Annotated in this window: 19 protein-coding genes; 12 read left to right on the top strand and 7 right to left on the bottom strand. The window is 38.2% G+C overall.

Annotated elements, in window-relative coordinates:
* Nucleotides 1–14: 14 nt before the first annotated feature.
* Both RM549_RS05765 and RM549_RS05760 read right to left on the bottom strand, forming a co-directional pair.
* The gene (locus tag RM549_RS05765) at nucleotides 15–3,101 is read right to left on the bottom strand and encodes a TAT-variant-translocated molybdopterin oxidoreductase (protein ID WP_311682706.1); all 3,087 of its coding nucleotides are present in this window, start codon (nucleotides 3,099–3,101) and stop codon (nucleotides 15–17) included.
* A 56-nt stretch (nucleotides 3,102–3,157) separates the two neighbouring features.
* Nucleotides 3,158–4,528, bottom strand: coding sequence for a c-type cytochrome (locus tag RM549_RS05760; RefSeq protein WP_311682704.1), 1,371 nt, complete (start codon nucleotides 4,526–4,528; stop codon nucleotides 3,158–3,160).
* A 222-nt stretch (nucleotides 4,529–4,750) separates the two neighbouring features.
* On the opposite strand from RM549_RS05760, the gene RM549_RS05755 reads away from it, so the two are divergent.
* Nucleotides 4,751–5,140 carry an SPOR domain-containing protein gene (locus tag RM549_RS05755; protein ID WP_311682702.1) on the top strand — a complete coding sequence of 130 codons (390 nt, stop codon included), beginning with the start codon at nucleotides 4,751–4,753 and terminating at the stop codon, nucleotides 5,138–5,140.
* Nucleotides 5,141–5,216: 76 nt separating this feature from the next.
* Here the strand turns inward: RM549_RS05755 and infB are convergent, their stop codons facing one another.
* From infB to rimP, 3 genes are read right to left on the bottom strand one after another with little or no spacing between them, the layout of a single operon-like run.
* Nucleotides 5,217–8,012, bottom strand: a complete 2,796-nt coding sequence (infB, locus tag RM549_RS05750; RefSeq protein WP_311682700.1) for a translation initiation factor IF-2 — start codon at nucleotides 8,010–8,012, stop codon at nucleotides 5,217–5,219.
* Between the two features lie 58 nt (nucleotides 8,013–8,070).
* Nucleotides 8,071–9,303, bottom strand: a complete 1,233-nt coding sequence (gene nusA, locus RM549_RS05745) for a transcription termination factor NusA (protein WP_311682697.1) — start codon at nucleotides 9,301–9,303, stop codon at nucleotides 8,071–8,073.
* Nucleotides 9,304–9,315: 12 nt separating this feature from the next.
* Entirely contained in the window at nucleotides 9,316–9,777 is a 462-nt protein-coding gene (gene rimP, locus RM549_RS05740) for a ribosome assembly cofactor RimP (protein WP_311682695.1), read from the bottom strand.
* Nucleotides 9,778–9,934: 157 nt separating this feature from the next.
* Here rimP and RM549_RS05735 point away from each other — a divergent pair, with 157 nt between their 5' ends.
* Nucleotides 9,935–10,765, top strand: coding sequence for a universal stress protein (locus RM549_RS05735; RefSeq protein WP_311682693.1), 831 nt, complete (start codon nucleotides 9,935–9,937; stop codon nucleotides 10,763–10,765).
* A gap of 2 nt (nucleotides 10,766–10,767) precedes the next feature.
* Here RM549_RS05735 and RM549_RS05730 read toward each other — a convergent pair whose 3' ends face one another.
* Complete coding sequence (locus tag RM549_RS05730) at nucleotides 10,768–12,264, bottom strand: hypothetical protein (protein WP_311682691.1); 1,497 nt, start codon at nucleotides 12,262–12,264, stop codon at nucleotides 10,768–10,770.
* Nucleotides 12,265–12,461: 197 nt separating this feature from the next.
* Between RM549_RS05730 and RM549_RS05725 the strand changes: the two genes are divergently transcribed.
* The 3 genes from RM549_RS05725 (at nucleotide 12,462) to RM549_RS05715 (ending at nucleotide 13,870) form a co-directional block, all read left to right on the top strand.
* Nucleotides 12,462–12,680 (top strand): hypothetical protein, encoded by a 219-nt coding sequence (locus tag RM549_RS05725; protein WP_311682688.1) that lies wholly within the window; start codon nucleotides 12,462–12,464, stop codon nucleotides 12,678–12,680.
* A gap of 86 nt (nucleotides 12,681–12,766) precedes the next feature.
* On the top strand, nucleotides 12,767–13,396 hold the full coding sequence (locus tag RM549_RS05720) for a metallophosphatase domain-containing protein (RefSeq protein ID WP_311682686.1): 630 nt from the start codon (nucleotides 12,767–12,769) through the stop codon (nucleotides 13,394–13,396).
* Between the two features lie 141 nt (nucleotides 13,397–13,537).
* The gene (locus RM549_RS05715) at nucleotides 13,538–13,870 is read left to right on the top strand and encodes a hypothetical protein (protein WP_311682684.1); all 333 of its coding nucleotides are present in this window, start codon (nucleotides 13,538–13,540) and stop codon (nucleotides 13,868–13,870) included.
* Between the two features lie 98 nt (nucleotides 13,871–13,968).
* On the opposite strand, the gene RM549_RS05710 is transcribed toward RM549_RS05715, so the two are convergent.
* Nucleotides 13,969–14,361, bottom strand: coding sequence for a response regulator (locus tag RM549_RS05710; protein WP_311682682.1), 393 nt, complete (start codon nucleotides 14,359–14,361; stop codon nucleotides 13,969–13,971).
* Nucleotides 14,362–14,739: 378 nt separating this feature from the next.
* Here RM549_RS05710 and RM549_RS05705 point away from each other — a divergent pair, with 378 nt between their 5' ends.
* The 7 genes from RM549_RS05705 to RM549_RS05675 all read left to right on the top strand — a co-directional run bounded on the left by RM549_RS05705 (nucleotide 14,740) and on the right by RM549_RS05675 (nucleotide 19,850).
* On the top strand, nucleotides 14,740–15,330 hold the full coding sequence (locus RM549_RS05705) for a YceI family protein (RefSeq protein WP_311682680.1): 591 nt from the start codon (nucleotides 14,740–14,742) through the stop codon (nucleotides 15,328–15,330).
* Nucleotides 15,331–15,356: 26 nt separating this feature from the next.
* Entirely contained in the window at nucleotides 15,357–16,700 is a 1,344-nt protein-coding gene (locus RM549_RS05700) for a hypothetical protein (protein WP_311682679.1), read from the top strand.
* 81 nt (nucleotides 16,701–16,781) lie between these two features.
* Nucleotides 16,782–17,360 carry a YceI family protein gene (locus RM549_RS05695; protein ID WP_311682678.1) on the top strand — a complete coding sequence of 193 codons (579 nt, stop codon included), beginning with the start codon at nucleotides 16,782–16,784 and terminating at the stop codon, nucleotides 17,358–17,360.
* Between the two features lie 5 nt (nucleotides 17,361–17,365).
* A complete protein-coding gene (locus tag RM549_RS05690; RefSeq protein ID WP_311682676.1) occupies nucleotides 17,366–18,646 on the top strand; it encodes an acetyl-CoA hydrolase/transferase family protein in 1,281 nt (426 codons plus the stop codon).
* A gap of 112 nt (nucleotides 18,647–18,758) precedes the next feature.
* Nucleotides 18,759–19,058 carry a thioredoxin gene (gene trxA / locus RM549_RS05685; protein WP_311682675.1) on the top strand — a complete coding sequence of 100 codons (300 nt, stop codon included), beginning with the start codon at nucleotides 18,759–18,761 and terminating at the stop codon, nucleotides 19,056–19,058.
* A 110-nt stretch (nucleotides 19,059–19,168) separates the two neighbouring features.
* Nucleotides 19,169–19,453 carry a hypothetical protein gene (locus RM549_RS05680; protein ID WP_311682674.1) on the top strand — a complete coding sequence of 95 codons (285 nt, stop codon included), beginning with the start codon at nucleotides 19,169–19,171 and terminating at the stop codon, nucleotides 19,451–19,453.
* Nucleotide 19,454: 1 nt separating this feature from the next.
* Nucleotides 19,455–19,850, top strand: coding sequence for a group III truncated hemoglobin (locus tag RM549_RS05675; protein WP_311682673.1), 396 nt, complete (start codon nucleotides 19,455–19,457; stop codon nucleotides 19,848–19,850).
* Nucleotides 19,851–20,022 lie beyond the last annotated feature (172 nt).

Here is a 20,022-nt window from a genome sequence, read left to right as displayed (position 1 = left end):
TTATTATTGATTTATTAAGCGTCTGTCGTATTTCTCACTTTAGTTTGATACATCACATTCGGCTTAGTACCAAGATACTCCAACATATGGTACATCCTTTCGTCCTGTCTTTTTTCATATATCAAGCTCTCCTCATCATTAACATCACCAAACACGATAGCACCTTTGTCACAAGCAAGTGAACAGGCGGTTTGGAACTCTCCATCTTCAACAGGTCTTCCCTCCCTTTTTGCGTCAAGGATTGTTTTTTGAGTTCTTTGGATACAAAGTGAACATTTCTCCATCACACCTCTGGACCTTACAGTTACATCAGGATTTAACACCATACGACCAAGATCATTGCTCATATGATAATCAAACTCTTCGTTTTTGTTATAAAGGAACCAGTTAAACCTACGGACTTTATATGGACAGTTGTTAGCACAATATCTCGTACCTACACAACGATTATACACCATTTGATTCTGCCCCTGACGTCCATGAACAGTTGCCGCTACAGGACAAACAGTTTCACAAGGAGCCTGATTACAGTGCTGGCACATAACTGGCTGGAAGACTACCTGTGGATTATCTGCAGGGTTCTCCAATTCAGCAAAAGTGCTAAGGGAACTTCCTAACCCGCTCATAGTTTCCTTTGTGTCAATATCAGCTCCAAATCCTTCGTCTTCAGAAGCATAATATCTGTCGATACGCAGCCAGTGCATATCCCTGGATTTTCTTACCTCTTCCTTACCAACTACAGGAACATTATTTTCTACATGACAAGCGATAACACATGCACCACAACCTGTACAAGCATTAAGATCTATAGACATGTTAAAGTGATGTCCTATGCTGCGATCAAAATTTTCCCAAATATCAACTTTAGGCGAAGTAACTGGTGTTTCCTGGTGGTTAAGAGAAACTTCTGCAACAGGATTCCAGAAATGATAATCCCTGGTATTAAATATTTCTAATGTGGTTTCTTTAATAATATCCCCTCTTCCCATAAGAGTATTATGAAGCTGAACACATGCAAATTCATGAACTCCTTCAGCTTTTTCTATACTAACTTTTTGAAAAGAATTAAAATTCTTATACAAAGGATAGGCATTTATACCAACTTTCATTTCATCCTGCACAGCTTCTGTCTTTCCATAACCAAAAGCAAGTGCGACAGATCCCCTGGCCTGACCAGGTTGAATATAAACAGGAACATCCTTTACAACTGTATCTCCAAGGATAATATTAACTTTACTTCCGTTAAGACCCCCGTTGGCTACATGATAGTTTTCAAGCCCCATTGCTTCTGCGTCTGCTCTGGAAACTTTTAAATAATTATCCCATGACACTCTCGTAAGAGGATCTGGTAGTTCCTGTAGCCATGGATTATTTGCCTGTTGACCATCTCCCATAGCAACAGAAGTATAAAGTTCAAGCTCAAGACCATCCCCTTCTTCTAACGAAGCAGAAAGATTTCTGGCCGCAGCAGCACCACTGTTCATTTGAGGGAGCGTTCCTGCATTATCCGCGGCAGCAAATTCAGAAGTTGCATCCAGTTCAAAAGCACCATCATGCAAAGCCTGGCTCCAGGCGTTTGCTCCCAAAGCACCTGTCCATGTTTCACGCAGATATTCGTAATAGTTCTGAGAATTATCACTCCACTTTAATAAAATATCCTGAAATTGCCTTGTGTTAAATAAAGGCCTAATAGTAGGCTGCATTAAAGTAACGTTTCTTGCTGCAAACTGAACATCCCCCCAACTTTCGAGATAATGCGGTGTAGGACCGACGAATTCACATAGTTTTGCAGTTTCATCTTCTTTAGATGTAAAAGCTACTGAAAGCTCTACATTTTTAAGACCTTCAACAAACTCTAATGAGTTAGGCAAGCTATAAACGGGATTTACGCCAGCTATTATTACTGCCCCAATATTACCTGAAGCCATATCATTTACAAGCTGTGCAACAGCAGCTGCATTTCCCTGCCTTAGCAATCTTGGATTTTCAACATCCATTACTTGGCTCCCGAGACTTTCATTTATTTCTAAAGCCAGAGACTGTGCATCATTATCCTGAAGACCGGTCAATACCACCCCATTACTACCTGAACGTCTCAATTGAGAAGCAGCTTTAACAACTATATCATCAAGCTCTGAAGAAAGATTACTGGTTGAACTACCACCCACTATATATCCGTAAAGAGCAGCCAAAACAGCCTTTTGCTGAGATGGCTTCAAAGGAACACGCTTATCTGCATTAGCACCAGACAAGCTCATATTTGCTTCAAACTGAATATGCCTGGACATCTTTCCATCTTTTGGAATACGCCCTAAGGCATATTTGGAATCATATCCACCACCATTCCAGTCTCCCAGAAAATCTGCACCAACAGAAACGATAGTTTCAGCCTTAGAAAAATCATAACTAGGTAATGCACGTCTGCCATATCTGGCTTGAAATGCATTTAAAGCAGCATCTTCAGAAACAGCATCATAAACCACATGTCTTACATTACCGTATTTTTCTGAAAATTCACTAATAATTCTTGATGTAGAAGGACTTGCGAACGTAGGTGTTAGCAAGGCTATTTCACCGCTAACATTTTCCAATCTTCCTCTTACTGAATTATCAAATTCTTCCCAGGAAATATTTTGTCCGTTAGCCTTTGGATTCTTAAGACGCTTTCTATCATACAGAGACAACACAGAAGCCTGAACCCGAGCATTTGCCCCTGTATTAGCCATTGTATTGACTTCAATTTTTATTGGTCTTCCTTCACGGGTTTTTACCAAAACACCCGCAAAATCAAAACCATCTGCCATTGTAGTTGCATAGTAATTCGCATTACCGGGAACAATTCGCTCCGGCTGCACCACATATGGTATAGATTTAATAACAGGCCCCTCACAAGCTGCAAGCGAAGCTGCTGCAGTACTAAAACCAACATACTTAAGGAAGTCCCTTCTTGAGGTTTTAGAACTTTCCAGAGATTGTTTATCTCCAAGAAATTCATCTACCGGTATTTCCTCAACAAATTCTTTCTGTTGTAGTGCCTCAACAATAGAGTTGTTTGTATCCAACTCCTCAACACTTGTCCAGTATTTTTTGTTTGATGACATATATTTCTAAATATTAACTTCTAAATTAAGCCTGCTCGACGGCAGGAAAAAATTTTTTAATAATGGCATTTGCCGCATTCTATACCACCAAGATCAGCAGCAGTAACTTCTTCTACACCGTATTTTTTAGCTAACTCTTCATGAATTTTCTCGTAATACTCATTGCCCGCCATATTGACTTTAGTTTCCCGGTGACAATTAACACACCAGGACATTGTTAAGGGAGCATGTTGATACATTACCTCCATTTCCTCAACAGGACCATGACAGGTTTGACATTGCGTCCCCTGAACAGAAACGTGCTGAGAGTGATTAAAATATGCAAAATCAGGCAGGTTATGTAATCGAACCCACTTCACTGGCTTGGCTTCACCTGAATAAGTTCTGGAACCAGGATCCCAACCGGTGGCAGCGTATAACTTCGCTATCTCTTTATCGTAAAATTCTTTTGAAAACTCTTCAGTCGCTGTTTCAGGAGCAACTTCAGCAATTGACTTATGACAATTCATACACACATTTAACGAAGGTATTCCAGAGGTTTTTGAAACACGCGCAGACGAGTGACAGAACTTACATTCTATCTGATTGTCTCCAGCATGTATTCTATGCGAGAAGTGAATAGGTTGGATTGGCTGGTAACCTTGATCCACACCAACCTGCATCATATATCCATATCCATAATAAGCCACACCCAGCAAAACTACTATTGACAGCACTACTACAAGAAACTGGTTTTCTACAAAAGATTTATATAAAGGCTTTCTTTTAGGCTTTTCTGGAATCACCACACCACTGGCCGCAGCAAAATTTCTAAGGGTTTTATTAACCAGAAAGAGCACCACCAAAAGCATTAACAATACAAAAGCAAGAACCCCTAATATCAAATTAGTTGAAGCTCCCTGACCGCCACCGCCAGACGCACCGTCGGCACCAGCTTGTTCAGATGAGGCAGGAGCCTCAGCTTTTGGCTGCTCTACATAAGCCAGAATATCATTAATCTGCGTTTCTGTCAATTGAGGAAACGGAGGCATCACCGTCTCGTTATATTCTTCAAAGACAGCCACGGCTTCAGGATCACCTGAAGCAATTAGATTAGTACTATTGTTGATCCATTGGTAAAGCCAGTCCATATCACGCTCTTCGGTAACACCATGAAGGGCCGGACCTATAGATTCAGAATAAGGTTTGTGACATGCAGCACACAAAGAGTTAAACAAAGATTTACCGTTAGCCGGATCTCCCAATCCACCAGTGGCTGCAGCCGCTCCCGCGGTCTGCTCCTCTCCCTGAGCCTGCTCCTGCTGATCCTGAGAAGCATCGGCCGAAGTCTCATCCTGAGCAATCCCAGTAACTGTAAACGATAAGAAAAACGCTACACTTAAGAGCAGCAATCGTGAAGTTGAATGGCGGTATTTCACCTTTTTCATATTATAAGTTGAATTAACGTCTAAACTTTGGTATGGTTTTTCTACTAATAAAAGCAATAAAATTGTATTTCCGTACCTTGAAATTCGTGCACAAAAGTAATATATAAAGTGGATTTAAGTAATGTTACAGATGTGTTAATCGATAATTTATATTTGTTCTAAATAATAAATTAAGACCTGTTTAAGTTATTTAGTTTTACCTTTGTTTTAAATGTAATGATTATGAGAATTCTAAACCTAAAAAACCTTATTTTTTCTGGTTTCCTTACAGCGATTTCGTTCACAAATATATCAGCTCAGGATGCCTGGATAAATATCAGTCAGGATCAAAAAATTCCTAAACTTCTGGAATTAAAAATAGAAATGTCTGAAGCTAATAAAATTGGGGACAGATACAAGATCCAATTATTTTATGGTGATAATAATGAAGCCAGCGAAGTGTTTAAAGACTATGAGAGCAAGCATTCCTACCCTGCTATGATCGATTATGAAACCCCGAACTATAAAGTATATGTAGGTAATTTCCGTAACCGACTTGAAGCAGACAGAGCTTTGTTAGAAATTAAAGAAAATTTTCCGGGAGCATTTATTCCGAAACCAAAAAGAAGATAATAACATATTTTTTATAAAAAGAAGAAGCCGCTTTAAATAAAGCGGCTTCTTCTTTTTATGGATAAACAAAGTTGATTTATTTCAATTTCTTTTTCACCTCTACTTCTCTAAAAGCTTCTACTACGTCTCCTTCTTGTATATCATTATAGTTCTTTACCTGGAGACCACAATCATAACCTTTTGCCACTTCTTTAACGTCATCTTTGAAACGCTTTAAAGAAGACAGCTCTCCAGTGTAAACCACTACTCCGTCACGAATTAATCTAACACCGGCACTTCTGTATATTTTTCCTGAAGTAACCATACAACCTGCGATTGTACCAATCTTAGATATCTTAAATGTTTCCCTTATCTCGGCAGTACCAGTAATCTCCTCTTTTAATTCAGGAGACAACATACCCTCCATCGCGTCTTTAAGATCATTAATAGCATCGTAGATAATGGAGTAAGTCCTGATATCAATTTCTTCCTTATCAGCAACCTGTCTTGCGTTACCGGCAGGACGAACATTAAAGCCTATAATGACAGCATCAGATGCCGACGCTAATAATACATCACTTTCGGTAATGGCCCCAACACCTTTATGTATAATGTTTACCTGAATTTCTTCAGTAGAAAGTTTCTGGAAACTATCTGTAAGTGCTTCTACAGAACCATCCACATCCCCTTTCAGAATAATATTTAATTCTTTGAAATCACCAAGAGCAATCCTTCTTCCAATCTCATCAAGCGTAATATGTCTTTGAGTTCGTACAGATTGTTCTCTTTGTAACTGAGTTCTTTTAGAAGCAATATCTTTTGCTTCCCTCTCATCGGTCATCACTTTGAAGGTATCACCAGCTTGTGGTGCCCCGTCCAGACCAAGTATGGAAACCGGAGTGGAAGGTCCTGCTTCTTTGATCTCGTGACCTCGCTCATCGTGCATTGCTTTTATCTTACCACTATTTCTACCGGCAAGGACATAATCTCCAATCTTTAAAGTTCCTGACTGAACAAGAATAGTAGAAATATAACCACGACCACGATCCAGATAAGCCTCAACCACAGTACCTACGGCAAGTTTATCAGGATTAGCCTGTAACTCCAGGATTTCAGCTTCAAGCAATACTTTTTCAAGTAATTCCTTTACACCCATTCCTGTCTTGGCAGAAATATCATGAGACTGGATTTTACCTCCCCAATCTTCTACCAGCAGATTCATAGCTGCCAGCTTTTCTTTAATCTTTTCCGGATTTGCCGTTGGCAAATCAGACTTATTTATTGCGAAAATTATTGGCACACCTGCGGCCTGTGCATGAGAGACTGCTTCTTTTGTCTGAGGCATCACATCATCATCTGCGGCAATTACAATAATAGCTATATCCGTTACTTTGGCACCTCTGGCACGCATAGCGGTAAAGGCCTCGTGACCTGGTGTATCTAAAAAGGCGATTTTCTGTCCTCCTTCAAGCTGCACCCCGTAAGCTCCAATATGCTGTGTAATACCACCACTCTCACCGGCGATTACATTCTCCTTACGAACGTAATCCAGCAACGAGGTTTTACCGTGATCTACATGACCCATTACAGTAACAATGGGCGCTCTAGGCTTAAGGTCTTCCGGGTTTTCTTCTACCACTACAGTGTTTTCTTCAACATCTGCAGTTACGAAATCTACTTCATATCCAAACTCGTCTGCAACTATAGACAAAGTTTCTGCATCCAGTCTCTGGTTCATGGTAACCATCATTCCTAATGACATACATGCAGAAATGACTTTGGTTACAGGAACATCCATCATCGTAGCGACTTCACTTACCGTAACAAATTCTGTTACTTTTAATGTTTTGCTTTCAATTTCCTGTTGTGCAAGATCTTCTTCAGAACGTTGGCGATGTTGATCCCTCTTACCTCTTCTGTATTTAGCTCCTTTACCTTTTCCAGATTTACCCTGAAGTTTTTCAAGCGTTTCACGCACTTGTTTTTGTACTTCTTCTTCGCTTGGCTCCTCCTTGGCTATAGGTCTTGAGCGTGTTTTAGCACCACGTCCTTTCCTTGCGGCCGCACCTGTTCCAGTTGCTCCCGGTTTTGGATCCTTACTTATTCTACGACGACGTTTTTTACGTTTCTCCTTTTCTTCTGCGGCCTTCTTATCGTCCTTTTTCTTTTCAGGTTTCTTAAATTTAGAAAGATCAATCTTTTGACCTGTAAAATTAGGACCATCCAGTTTTGCGTAATTGGTTTTTAATGTACTGGATTCTTCCTCTTCCTTCTCCTTTAATTCCTCTTGTGCCACTTCAGGTTTCTTTTCCTCCTGAGGCTTCTCTTCTTCTTTTGGCAGAGGTTCTTCTTCTTTGGCAGGCTGTGAAGCTTCTTTTGGAGTATCTTTTTGAGGTTCTTCCGGAGTTTCCTTTACCGTTTCGGGTACAGCTCCTTCAACCGCCGGGGTTTCTTTTTCCTGTGGCTGTTCAGGTTTTACAGATTCCTCTTTCTCGGCTTCTTTTTCTTTTGTTTTTGGAGCTTCTTCGGGTTTCTTATCCAGATCAATTTTCCCAACCTTTTTTGGTCCAGAAAGCTTTGCTCTTGCAGAAACTACCTCTTCATCTTTTTTCTCTTCAGCTTTACGTTTTTCTTCCAACTCCCTTTCGCGAGCTAAACGTATTTCTTCCTTCTCCTTTTTCTTCTCTTCTCCCACTTCTTTAGAAGCTACTTTTTTGCTTTTATCAGTTTGAAACTCATTAAAGAGCACCTGATAAGTTTCAGGAGAGATTTTGGTAGTGGGACGTGCCTCAATGTCGTGACCCTGCGAATTTAAAAATTCCACAGCCCGATCCAACGAAATATTGAATTCACGTAATACCTTGTTTAATCGCATTGTTTTTGCTTCAGCCATAAATTGCCCTCTAAATTAACCTCTTTTTGTTTATTATAAAAATTCTAAGTCCAGGTCACTACTCCTCAAACTCATCACGTAATACCTGGAACACCTGTCTAATTGTTTCTTCTTCAAGATCTGTACGACGCACAAGGTCTTCCAAATCCTGTTCCAAAACACTTTTAGCAGTATCTAAACCTATTTTTGAGAATTCTTTGATAACCCAATCTTCAATCTCATCTGTAAATTCGCTCAACTCGACATCCTCTTCAACACCTTCTCTAAACACATCTATTTCAAAACCAGTGAGTTGACCTGCCAGCCTTATATTATGACCACCCCTACCAATAGCCTTTGAAACTTCTTCGGGACGCAAGATAACCTCTGCCCTTTTATTTTCCTCATCTAATTTAATAGAAGTAATTTTTGCAGGACTTAAAGCTCGTGTTATGAATAGTTGATCATTATTGGTATAATTAATAACATCAATATTCTCATTGCCCAATTCACGCACAATACTGTGGATTCTTGAACCTTTCATACCCACACAGGCACCTACAGGATCAATCCTGTCATCATAAGAATCTACTGCTACTTTAGCTTTTTCTCCAGGAACCCTAACCACTTTCTTAATCGTAATGAGACCATCAAAAACTTCCGGAATTTCCTGCTCAAATAATTTCTCAAGAAATCCTGGTGCAGTACGAGACATTATAATCGTAGGCTTATTACCTTTAAGCTCCACACTCTCTATTACACCTCTAACATTTTCTCCTTTTCGGAAAAAATCTGAAGGTATTTGCCTGTCCTTTGGCAACACAATCTCGTTCCCTTCATCATCAAGAAGAATAATTGCCCGATGTCTTATATGATGAACTTCCGCATTGTAAATTTCGCCTTCAAGCTCCTTAAACTGCTTATAAATATTGGTGTTGTCGTGCTCATGAATTTTAGAGATAAGATTTTGGCGCAAAGCAAGAATTGCTCTTCGTCCTAAATCCTTAAGTTTTACCTCTTCAGAAACATCTTCCCCCACTTCAAAATCCGGCTCTATCTTGCGCGCCGCGCTCAAAGAAATTTCCTTATTAGAATCTTCTACTTCACCATCTGCAACCACTACACGATTTCTCCAGATTTCAAGATCCCCCTTATCAGGATTCACGATAATATCAAAATTATCATCTTCTCCGTACTTCTTCTTCAGAGCATTCCTAAATACATCTTCCAGGATCGACATTAATGTAACTCGATCTATTAATTTATCATCCTTAAATTCTGAAAATGATTCTATCAGGGCGATATTTTCCATATCAATTTTTGATTAAAATGTTATCATAACTTTAGCTTCAACAATAGCCGAATATGGTAAAACAGCTTCTTTCTCCACTGTTTGCTTTCCTTTACCAACGGGTTTTGACTCCCGGGCTTTCCACTTCAGGCTTATTTCATCTTCATTTGCATCGGTTAAAGTTCCCTCGATTTTCTCATCGTTGGTTTTTACCTGCAATTTCCTTCCTATATTTTTTTTATATTGGCGGGGCAAGCTCAATGGCTCTGAAACTCCTGAAGAAGTAACTTCCAGGGAAAAATCTTCTTCCTCCCGGTCCAGGTTGTGTTCCACACTCCGGCTAATTTCTATGCAATCATTAACCGAAATTCCCTGATCACCATCAATCACCACTCTTATTTGATTGTTACTGTTGATCTCGAGGCTTATTAAAAATAATGATTTATTTTCTTCAAACGCTTCTTCCAGCAACTTTTCTACTCTCTCCTTCAACATAATGGTTATAAAAAGAGGGGACTTTACGTCCCCTCGCTGTACTTTTTAGTTTCAACGATGCAAATATAATAATTAATTCTGAGATAGAAAACAGCTGTGCAAATGATAATTTATTAGTAAATTTATGATAATAAGTACATTCCAATCCCTTAATAACATGAAAAAGATCCTGGTACCTACCGATTTTTCAGATCAAGCTGAAAACGCACTGAAAGTGGCGGCAAAGCTGGCGAAAAGGTTCAATAGTGAAATCCATCTTGTGCATATGCTGGAGTTACCGCTGGAATTAATAGATCCTGTCCAGGGCCATGCCAGCCGTAACCTTCCGGAAGCTATATTTTTTATGAAACTGGCACATCAGCGGTTTTTAAAACTATTGCAAAGGCCTTTTCTACAGGATATAACTGTATATGAGAATGTACATTTTAACTCGGTTTCCAAAGGGATATTGGAATTTAGCAAAAACATAGAATGCGACTTAATAGTGATGGGTTCGTATGGTGCCAGCGGATTTCAGGAAATGCTAATTGGATCCAATACAGAGAAGATTGTTCGATCTTCCAAAATACCAGTATTGGTAATTAAAGAAGGGGGAAGTGAATTTAATGTTGAAGATTTTGTACTGGCAACAGATGCCGAACCTGCAAACCAACATTCGCTGCAAAAAGCTTCAGAATTTGCTAAATTGCTCGGCGCAAAACTTCATCTTCTTTACGTAAACACACCAAATGTTTTTAAAACCTCTAAACAAATTAAGGAACAACTAAAAGTTTTTACTGAAGGACTCGAAGATATCAATCCAAAAATCCACATCTACAATGATGTCTCTATAGAAAGAGGTATTATGAATTTTGCTGAAGAAATTGATGCTGGTCTAATAGGAATAAGCACCCATGGCCGTAAAGGAATTGCGCATTTCTTTAATGGAAGTATTAGCGAAGACCTTGTGAACAATGCCAAACGTCCTGTGGTTACATTTATGCTATAATATTAAATAAGGGTTTTAATAGCACCATCACGAATAAAAAGCCATAAAAAATTCCAAAACGATTTTTTCTTGTTTCGCTCAACCTCCACATCTTTAAATTCCCGGTCTTCACTCGTGGTATTGTCAATTACAAGATTGGCAATGGCAGATAAAAAACTGTTTTTTTCGGTTCCATCATCCTTAAGCACCTCTACTTTAAAATCCTTATAGGAAAGCCGCAGATCTCCACTCCCTATGTCATCGTTACCCGAAAAATTGAATTGCATATCTTCAATTGAGCCAGAAGTTGTTACATTCATAGCTGGCTTTAAAAATTCATCAATTTGCGTACTTGCAAGAGAACCTAAATTTCCTGAAATCTGGAACCTATCGGCCAGGTTACTTACATCAAACTCCCAGTGCACCTTTAAAGGAGCATTTTCAAAAAGCAGAGTTTGCACATCTATTTCGGTCTTTGGAAAATCAGGTTTATCCATTCCAATATTGGTGAAATTGTATATTGTAGCATCAAAATTTGAAAAATCCACAGCTCCCGCGGGACGGGAAGGACGAGTATTCTCTTCGTATACAATATATCCATCTTTCAGGGCAATACTGTCAAATTTAATTTTTACAGGTAACTCCCTGATAGTTTTACTATAAAGATCTTTGCCCCTGGGGTCGTCCGGCTGTAATTTATCACGGTAAATTTCCATATTGGGTTCATTAACTTCCATGTATGGATTTAGGAGGTGCAGCGTGTCATTTTCGATAGACCAGCTAAGGTCTTTTAGCTCAATACTGGAAAATGAAAAATTATACCGGTCTTTTTCATAAGGAATTTGTTGCTGATGTTCTTCCTTATTATACCTGGGCAACATCTTTAAAGCGACCACCTCAAAATGGCCATTTTCGGCATTTATATTTTCCGCAGTTAAGGTGTGCAAGTCATTTAGCTGAAAGAACAGGGAATCATTTTGAAGTTTGTACTGCTCAAATTTAAAAGGAATAGCAGCTTTTATCGTATTACTGTCAATTTTCACCTTTTGAAGCTCAAAATTGCTGAATTTTGAATATAATTTATCTGTTGAATCCTTCTGAAGGATACGAATTTCTGCATTTGTTAGTTTTACATTCTCAATGGAAATGTTTTCCTTAAACTTCTTATCCTTTTCTGAAGATTTTTCAGTCACAGTGTCTTTTTTACCATTATCGACCACAAATCGCGGATCATTAATTATAATTTCTCCTATTTCAATATTCCCGGTGCGCAGGTATTCAATAATTCCAATCCCATCGAGTTGTATAGCCGAGGCTTCGACAGTTTTCTCTTCAAGCTTCAGCTTTACCTCATTTGCTTCAACAGATCCTCCAAGCAAATTCACATTAATGTCTTCATAAGACCCTCCTGCTTCTGCTAGTGCAGCATCTACGGCATTTTTTAATTTACTTTCGGCTACCTGATTCAGAATAATAAGGATAACACCTAACAACACTAAAGAACCGGCAATTATTGCCATTTTTCGGGATATCTTCAAAAGAGACAAATTTTGTAAACAATGTACAATTAAATTTGGCTGTGCATCCTGCTTTTACATGTTTTTAACGCCAAACAATTTCCATATTATTAAGCTGTTAAATTTTAGTCAAACTTAAAAGAACAGTAATAGAATCATTCTTAATTGATTGTATCTTTGCTGAAAATTCTCCTATAATTATGTTTTTTAAGCTAAGTATTAAAATATTATTTATTGCGGCAGAACTCGTTCTTGGGGTCTACAGCATGATTCTTAGCGACAGCCTGCTTGTAAAATTTATTTTCTTTGCAGTAACGGCAGTGATTATAGCTTTTATTGCCACCAAACTTATAGACACACTACTTCCGGCAGATAAGGATTATATCTCCAGGGAACAGCAAGATGAGGAGGAAGTATAACTTTTTCCCTGAAGCTCTATAGCGACATTTCATCCGGTGAGCAACTTCATCGGATTTTGCACTTTGTATTTAAAGATGAATTCAGCATGAAAATCACCTGTATTTCTGATACTCATGGTAAACACAGCGAATTAAATTTACCTGATGCCGATGTTCTTGTTCATGCAGGAGATTTTACTGAAGCTGGCACAAAAAAGGAAACCATGGACTTTCTTAATTGGTTTTCTAATCAAAACCACAAACATAAAATTCTTATAGCCGGGAACCACGATTATTTTATGGAGAACAACGAAGATCAGTCCAATTTCATCCCTTCTAACATCTATTATTTAAATGACAGCGGACTAAAAATTGCAAATTTTAACTTCTGGGGATCACCGGTTATACCCGGAAACACCAACTGGGCTTTTGAACGTTCCAGGGGCAGGGAAATAAAAGCACACTGGAATAAGATCCCCAAACATACAGATGTTCTTATCACTCATACACCTCCCTATAAAATTATGGATACCCTGGATAATGGAATGTCCATTGGATGTGAAGAATTGCGTAAGCACCTAAATGTTTTGCAGCCCAAACTGCATATATTTGGTCACATCCACAATTCTTATGGTTCTGTAAGAACAAAAAACACGCTTTATATTAACTCCTCCTGTCTGGATGGAAAGTACAGGAATATCAATTCCCCCATAACGTATTCTGTTGAAGACTCTTAAATTGATTTTAAAGGAAACTTTAATCAAGTTAAATCTTTATTAACTGGAACATTATTAGATTTTTTTTAACATGAAATGTCCTTTCTCATAGTAACTTAGCACCCAGAAAAAAAGAATAACTAACTATTAATAAAGATTTTTATGGAGAACAGCTATACAACTACGGAGCTGATAGATGAGGTCAAAAATCTTATTTCGTTCAGCATATCAAACCTGGAGACTGAGAGATCGAATTTCACGTTAATGCACAGAGCTATTATAAAGAAATATTTTGAAGCTAAGAATGTGAATATTGATTATGATAAGCAATTAGTGACAATGCAGATTCCTGTTGGAAGAAAAAAGTATACCAATATAACTTTTGAATGCCAGGATATTGAACGATTCCTTAAAGCATGTCTAAAGAAAGATGAAAAACACACTTATTTTTATAAAGACCTTTTATCACACTACAATTTAATTGTAGCTGCATAAAATAAAAAACTTCAGTCCCTACGCTGAAGTTTTTTTTGATTTTTACTTACTATTCCCCACTCTCCCCCTACCTTCTTACCTACTTTTTCTGTATTACGTTAATACAGACTATCTGCTATGGCTCTTAATTGATCAACGCTAATCGGTTTGCTAATAAAATCGAAGACTTCCTTATAAGATTTTGCCTTAATCTGGTCTGATTGTGCAATAGAAGATGTCACTATATAAAGTCTGGTTTTCTTTTCAAATTCGGGTCGTTTTTCCCGCAACTCCTCAATAAATTGCCATCCGTCTATTCCAGGCATATTAATGTCCAACAATATTAGATCCGGCAAAGTCCTGGACAAATCCTGAAATTCTCTTAACGCATCCATGGCATTACAGAAATGCTGTTTTCCTTCAAACACATCTGCCTTACCAATCACCCTTCTCATGATCATCTGGTAAATCTCGTCATCATCTATAACACATATTTTCTTTTTCAATCTCATTGGGATGGCGCATTTAAAATAAAAAGCCTGAACGCATTAACTTTAAGATCATAAGAAACAAGGGAACGGCATGCGATATGCGCAGAAAAAGGCCGAGGTGTACCATTTAAAGAAGGTTTATTCCACCAAGAGAAAGAAAAATTGGTTAATACACACATATGCAGGGCAAGCAGAAAAGAAAACTTATTGTCTATAATTTAATCGGCCGAAGATAAGGAAATTTACTGTACCAAATCTCTATTTCAATATGGTCTCTCTTTATTTCTACTATAACCTTTTCGTTTACCTCTCCTTCAAAAACCTTCTAAATGCTGATAATTGTCATAATTCAGGATGCATTCCTACCCCATCTTTGTACCATAATTAAAAACAAAGAATATGAAAACCTCAAAACAAACTTTACTGGTACTTGGAAGCTTCCTTACAATATTCCTTTCAGTACAAACTGTCTCTTCACAAAATTATAAAGTTAATAAGAATGAATCCAGCGTGAAAATAGAAGGAACTTCTAATATACATGACTGGGAAATGGTAGCTGAAGATTTTAAAGGAAATCTTAATGCTGAAATGAAAGATGGACAATTAGTAGACATCAGCACACTTAATTTCACTGTAGTGGCAGAAAGTCTTAAAAGCGGTAAAGGCGGAATGGATAAAAACACCTATAAAGCACTTAAAACAGACAAGAACAAGAGCATAACCTATCAGCTCGATAAAGTGAAAAATATCGACTGCACATCCAACAGCGACTGTGTTGTTTCCACCTCTGGCTACCTGACTATAGCAGGCACAAAAAAACCTATAGATATCACGTTTAATGCAGAAGTAAGTGGTAATAAAATCACTTTAACAGGTAATCAGGACATTGATATGACAAAATTTAATGTGGAGCCTCCAACAGCGATGTTTGGGACTATAACCACCGGCGAAGACTTAAAAATTAATTTTCAAACTACATTTTCAAAATAACTTTTTCCAACTTTAAAATTATCCAAATGAAAAATTTCTTTAAATATTCCGGAATTGCATTAATGATGGCAATGGGAGTTCAAACACAGGCACAGGAAGTAGAAGTAAACGTACTTGAGATTGAAGAATCTACAGAAAGTAGCAGGTACATGCCAAACTTTAGATACTACGATCAAAGAGGGCTTGATGTATTTGAACCCAAAAAGGATAAAAACGAGGTATTTGACGGCATAAATGTGAGACTTGGTGGTGCATTTGCTATCCAATTCCAGGGATTGGATCATGAAAACGCAGGAGATATCCCCCTACTTACTATTGGAGACAACTTTAACCTTCCAACTGCAAACCTCGATCTTGATGTTCACCTTTATGATGGTGTTAGAATGCACCTGAGAACCTATCTTTCTTCGCGTCACCACCCGGAACCTTACGTAAAAGGCGGGTACATCCAAATTGACAAGCTTGATTTTATAAGCGAAGGCTTTATGCAGGATGTAATGGACAAGGTAAGGATCAAAATTGGTCACATGGAAAACAACTATGGTGATATGCACTTTAGAAGAAGTGATAACGCCCAGGCGCTTCACAACCCATTTGTTGGAAACCTTATTATGGATGCGTTTACTACAGAAGTTGGTGCCGAGCTTTACTATATAGACAATGGATTCCTTGCTATGGGTAGTATGACTAATGGTAAACTAAACCAGTCTGTAAGTGCTCCACACCTTGATGACCCTGCAATACTTGGAACTTCTCCTTCTTACATTGGGAAAATTGGATATGACAATTATTTGACTGACACTTTTACTCAAGATGATCTAAGATTCAGATTAACAGGTTCTGTATATCACACTAACGAAAGTGCTAATGCATACCTTTACAGTGCAGATCGTGCAGGTTCACGATACTACCTTGTAATGGAAGCAGAAGGTGCAAGCCCTGCAAGCAACTTTAGATCTGGTAGGTTTAACCCCGGACTCCGCAATGAGCTCACTGCTATTATGATCAACCCATTCCTTAAGTACGGCGGATTGGAATTCTTCGGAACTTATGAGCGAGCCTCAGGTAAAGCTGCCGCTGAAGCTGATGACAGAACATTCAACCAGTATGCCGGTGAACTTATTTACAGATTTGGAAATAATGAAAACTTTTATATAGGCGGTCGCTACAACCTTGTGGATGGAGAACTTGCAAGCGGGGAGGATATTGACATATCAAGATATAACCTTGCTGCCGGTTGGTTCATGACCAGGAATATTCTTGCAAAAGTTGAGTATGTAAATCAGAATTACAACGGTTTCCCTACAAGTGATATTCTACACGAAGGAAGTTTTAATGGACTTATGTTCGAAGCAGCTATAAGCTTCTAAAAAAATTGTTTGAATTAGCCAAAAGAGCGGGGGAATCAAACATTCCCCCGTTTTTTATTTAGTAACTATTAAAATTTAAACATGAAAAATGTTCTGCTCATTGTTACGGTACTGTTCTTTAGTGCATTTACAAATGCACAGAATAACTTTCAAAACAGAACCATAAAAATATTGCTTAATAGTAAACTTACTATAACCGGAGATACTAACATTAAATCTTTCGACTGTGTTTTTGATATGGGATACCTTCAGAAGGAGAATCATATAAAATTCATTACTGATGACCCCGGCCACATCCGCTTTAAAAATGCGATCCTTAGCCTTAACACCAAAGGTTTTGACTGCGGAAGCGCACCGATTAACAGAGATTTTCACAAGCTGATACAATCTGATAAACATCCGCAAATCCTGATTGAACTACTGGAAGTGCGGCTTCAAAAAGCCGGTTCTGCCAATGCAGTGGTTAATATTACCATTGCCGGAACAAGAAAAGAACATACTTTTCCCGTGGAGTTTACTGCAGGTGCCGTTTCAAACATTAAGGGAATTTTAATGCTGGACATTAAGGACTTTAAGCTGGAGCCTCCTAAAAAACTTTTTGGGATGATCGTTGTAAAGGACGAAATTGAAATAGATTTTGATTTATCTATTCAAAAATAATGGAGATGAGAAAGAATGATTTAAATATATCGTCGCCGGCCGAAGCAGTATCCTGTGTAAAATCTGGTGACCGCGTTTTCTTTCAGGGAGCTGCAATGACTCCTAATATTTTAATTGATGCATTGTGTGACCGCTATAAAGAATTACAGGAAGTAGAATTATTTCAAATTCATACCGAAGGAGAGGCACGTTATACGCAGGATCCATTTAAAGAAGCTTTTATAACAAACAGCTGTTTTGTAGGCAGCAATGTTAGGGAAGCTGTGAATTCCAGCTATGGAGCTTATATTCCAATATTCTTAAGTGAGGTGCATTTGCTCTTCAGAAGAAATATTTTACCATTGGACATTGCTTTTATCCAGGTTTCCCCTCCAGATAATCACGGCTTTTGCTCGCTGGGAGTTTCGGTAGATATTACCCTTCCAGCAGTACAAACCGCCAAGAAAATCGTCGCTCAAATCAATCCAAATGTACCCAGAACCCATGGCGACGGGATTATTCACCTCAGCAAAATAGATGCAGCCATAGAAGTAGATGTGCCAATACATGCTCATAAGCTAACGACTCCTTCAGAAATTGAACAGCAAATTGGAAAAAACGTAGCTGGGCTGGTGGAAGATGGAGCTACTTTACAAATGGGTATTGGCGCAATACCCAATGTGGTGCTGGATAATCTCATGAACCATAAAAGACTTGGAATCCACACGGAATTATTTTCCGACGGAATTTTACCTCTTGTTGAAAAGGGGATCATTACCGGAGAAGACAAAAAAATCAAAACCGGAAAAATTGTAACCTGTTTTGCAATGGGCTCTCCACAACTTTATGAGTTTATAAATGACAATCCTCTGGTTCATTTTAAAGAAGCAGCTTATACCAACGACACTTCTATTATCCGTCAGAACCCTAAGGTAACTGCTGTGAATTCAGCTATTGAAATAGATCTTACCGGCCAGGTATGTGCAGATACTATTGGGAAATATCAATATTCCGGCGTAGGCGGGCAAATGGATTTTATTCGAGGGGCATCTTTATCTGAAGGTGGAAAAGCCATAATTGCTTTACCCTCTACTACCAACAAAGGAATTTCCAAAATTGTACCGTTCCTAAAGGAAGGCGCCGGAGTAACCACCACCCGGGCACACGTACATTATATTGTTACTGAACATGGAGTGGTAAACCTCTTCGGAAAGAACCTGAAACAACGTGCAAAAGCCCTTATCTCTATTGCCCATCCAGATCATCGGGAATCTTTGGAAAAAGCCGCTTTTGAATCGTTCTATTAGCAAAATTTCCTTCTGCAACTTTCATTTCCTGTTCGTGTAAAATTACTTCGGGAGCTTTAAAAGCTAACAGATTATTCGTAAATTTAAAAGAGACACAAAAAATACCTTTGTTATGAAAAGTAATTTTAACGAGATCATCAATTCAGACAAACCTGTTCTGATAGATTTCTATGCTGACTGGTGCGGGCCATGCAAAACACTTGCCCCTATTTTAAAAGACGCCAAGGAAACCCTTGGTGACAAAGTGAAAATTGTAAAAATTGATGTTGATAAAAATGAAAGTCTTGCAGGTAAATATCAGGTACGCGGTGTACCTACCATGATCCTCTTTAAAAACGGTGAACAGCTTTGGAGACAATCTGGAGTATTACCAAAAGATGAAATTGTAAAAATTGTTGAATCCCATTCGTGATTTTTAGAGCCGGGTTCAAAAAATGGCAAATATCGGCCTATATGACCATGATCATATATTAGGAAGGCCTTTCGTGATAATTTTACACCATAATTAAAAAATAAAAAATCATGAAACTATATCAAAGCTTGCTTGCCGATTTTGAAGAAACCTATTACGCTTATATGTCTGCCGGAATTATCGTTTCCAGCTGCGTAGGATCTATTGCCGCTATGATGATTTTAATGAAGGGACATGCCTTTGCTAATATGATAGAGCTGTTTTTTGTGGTAATTGTTTGTATGGGGTATAATGCCGCTGTACTTGCACAATTAAAGCCTAAACACGTACTCAATTCATTTATCTTAAGTATTGTGGTAAGCACTTTTTTTATTGCGATAAACGTACCATTATAATATGAAAGAAGATCTCCGGAATAGAGAGGATGTATACCTGCTGGTGAATTCTTTCTATAAAAAAGTGAGAAAAAATCCTGAAATTGGTTACTTTTTCAATAACAGTATTAGCGATTGGAATGCACACCTTTCCAAGCTAACTGATTTCTGGGAAAGTAACCTTTTCTTTGCCGGGACCTACGCTGGTAATCCACAGCGGGCGCATGTAAAGATAGATCAGGAGAATGGGGGAAAAATTGATCAGAGTCACTTCGGCACCTGGCTAAATATGTGGTTTGAGACTATAGATGAACTTTTTGAAGGGGAATTAGCAGAAAGGGCCAAGCATAATGCCCGTAAAATGTCCACTCATCTTTATATAAAAATGTTCCAGAGCAGACATGTTCAGAAAGGTTGATCTAAAATGGCAATTTTCGATATTAACCTTTACTTCTGCTGATTATATCTACCAAAGAATGGCGTTCCAAAAACCAAATGGTGACTCCAAATGGCAATTTTAAATACTTCTTTACTTACAACTGAAGTTTCAGATTAAAAATAGCTGTTTTTTACTTAAAAACTCTTCAGAA

The organism is Autumnicola patrickiae, assembly GCF_031846525.1.
Classification (GTDB): Bacteria; Bacteroidota; Bacteroidia; order Flavobacteriales; family Flavobacteriaceae; genus Autumnicola; species Autumnicola patrickiae.
This window is presented reverse-complemented; position numbering and strand designations above follow the sequence as displayed.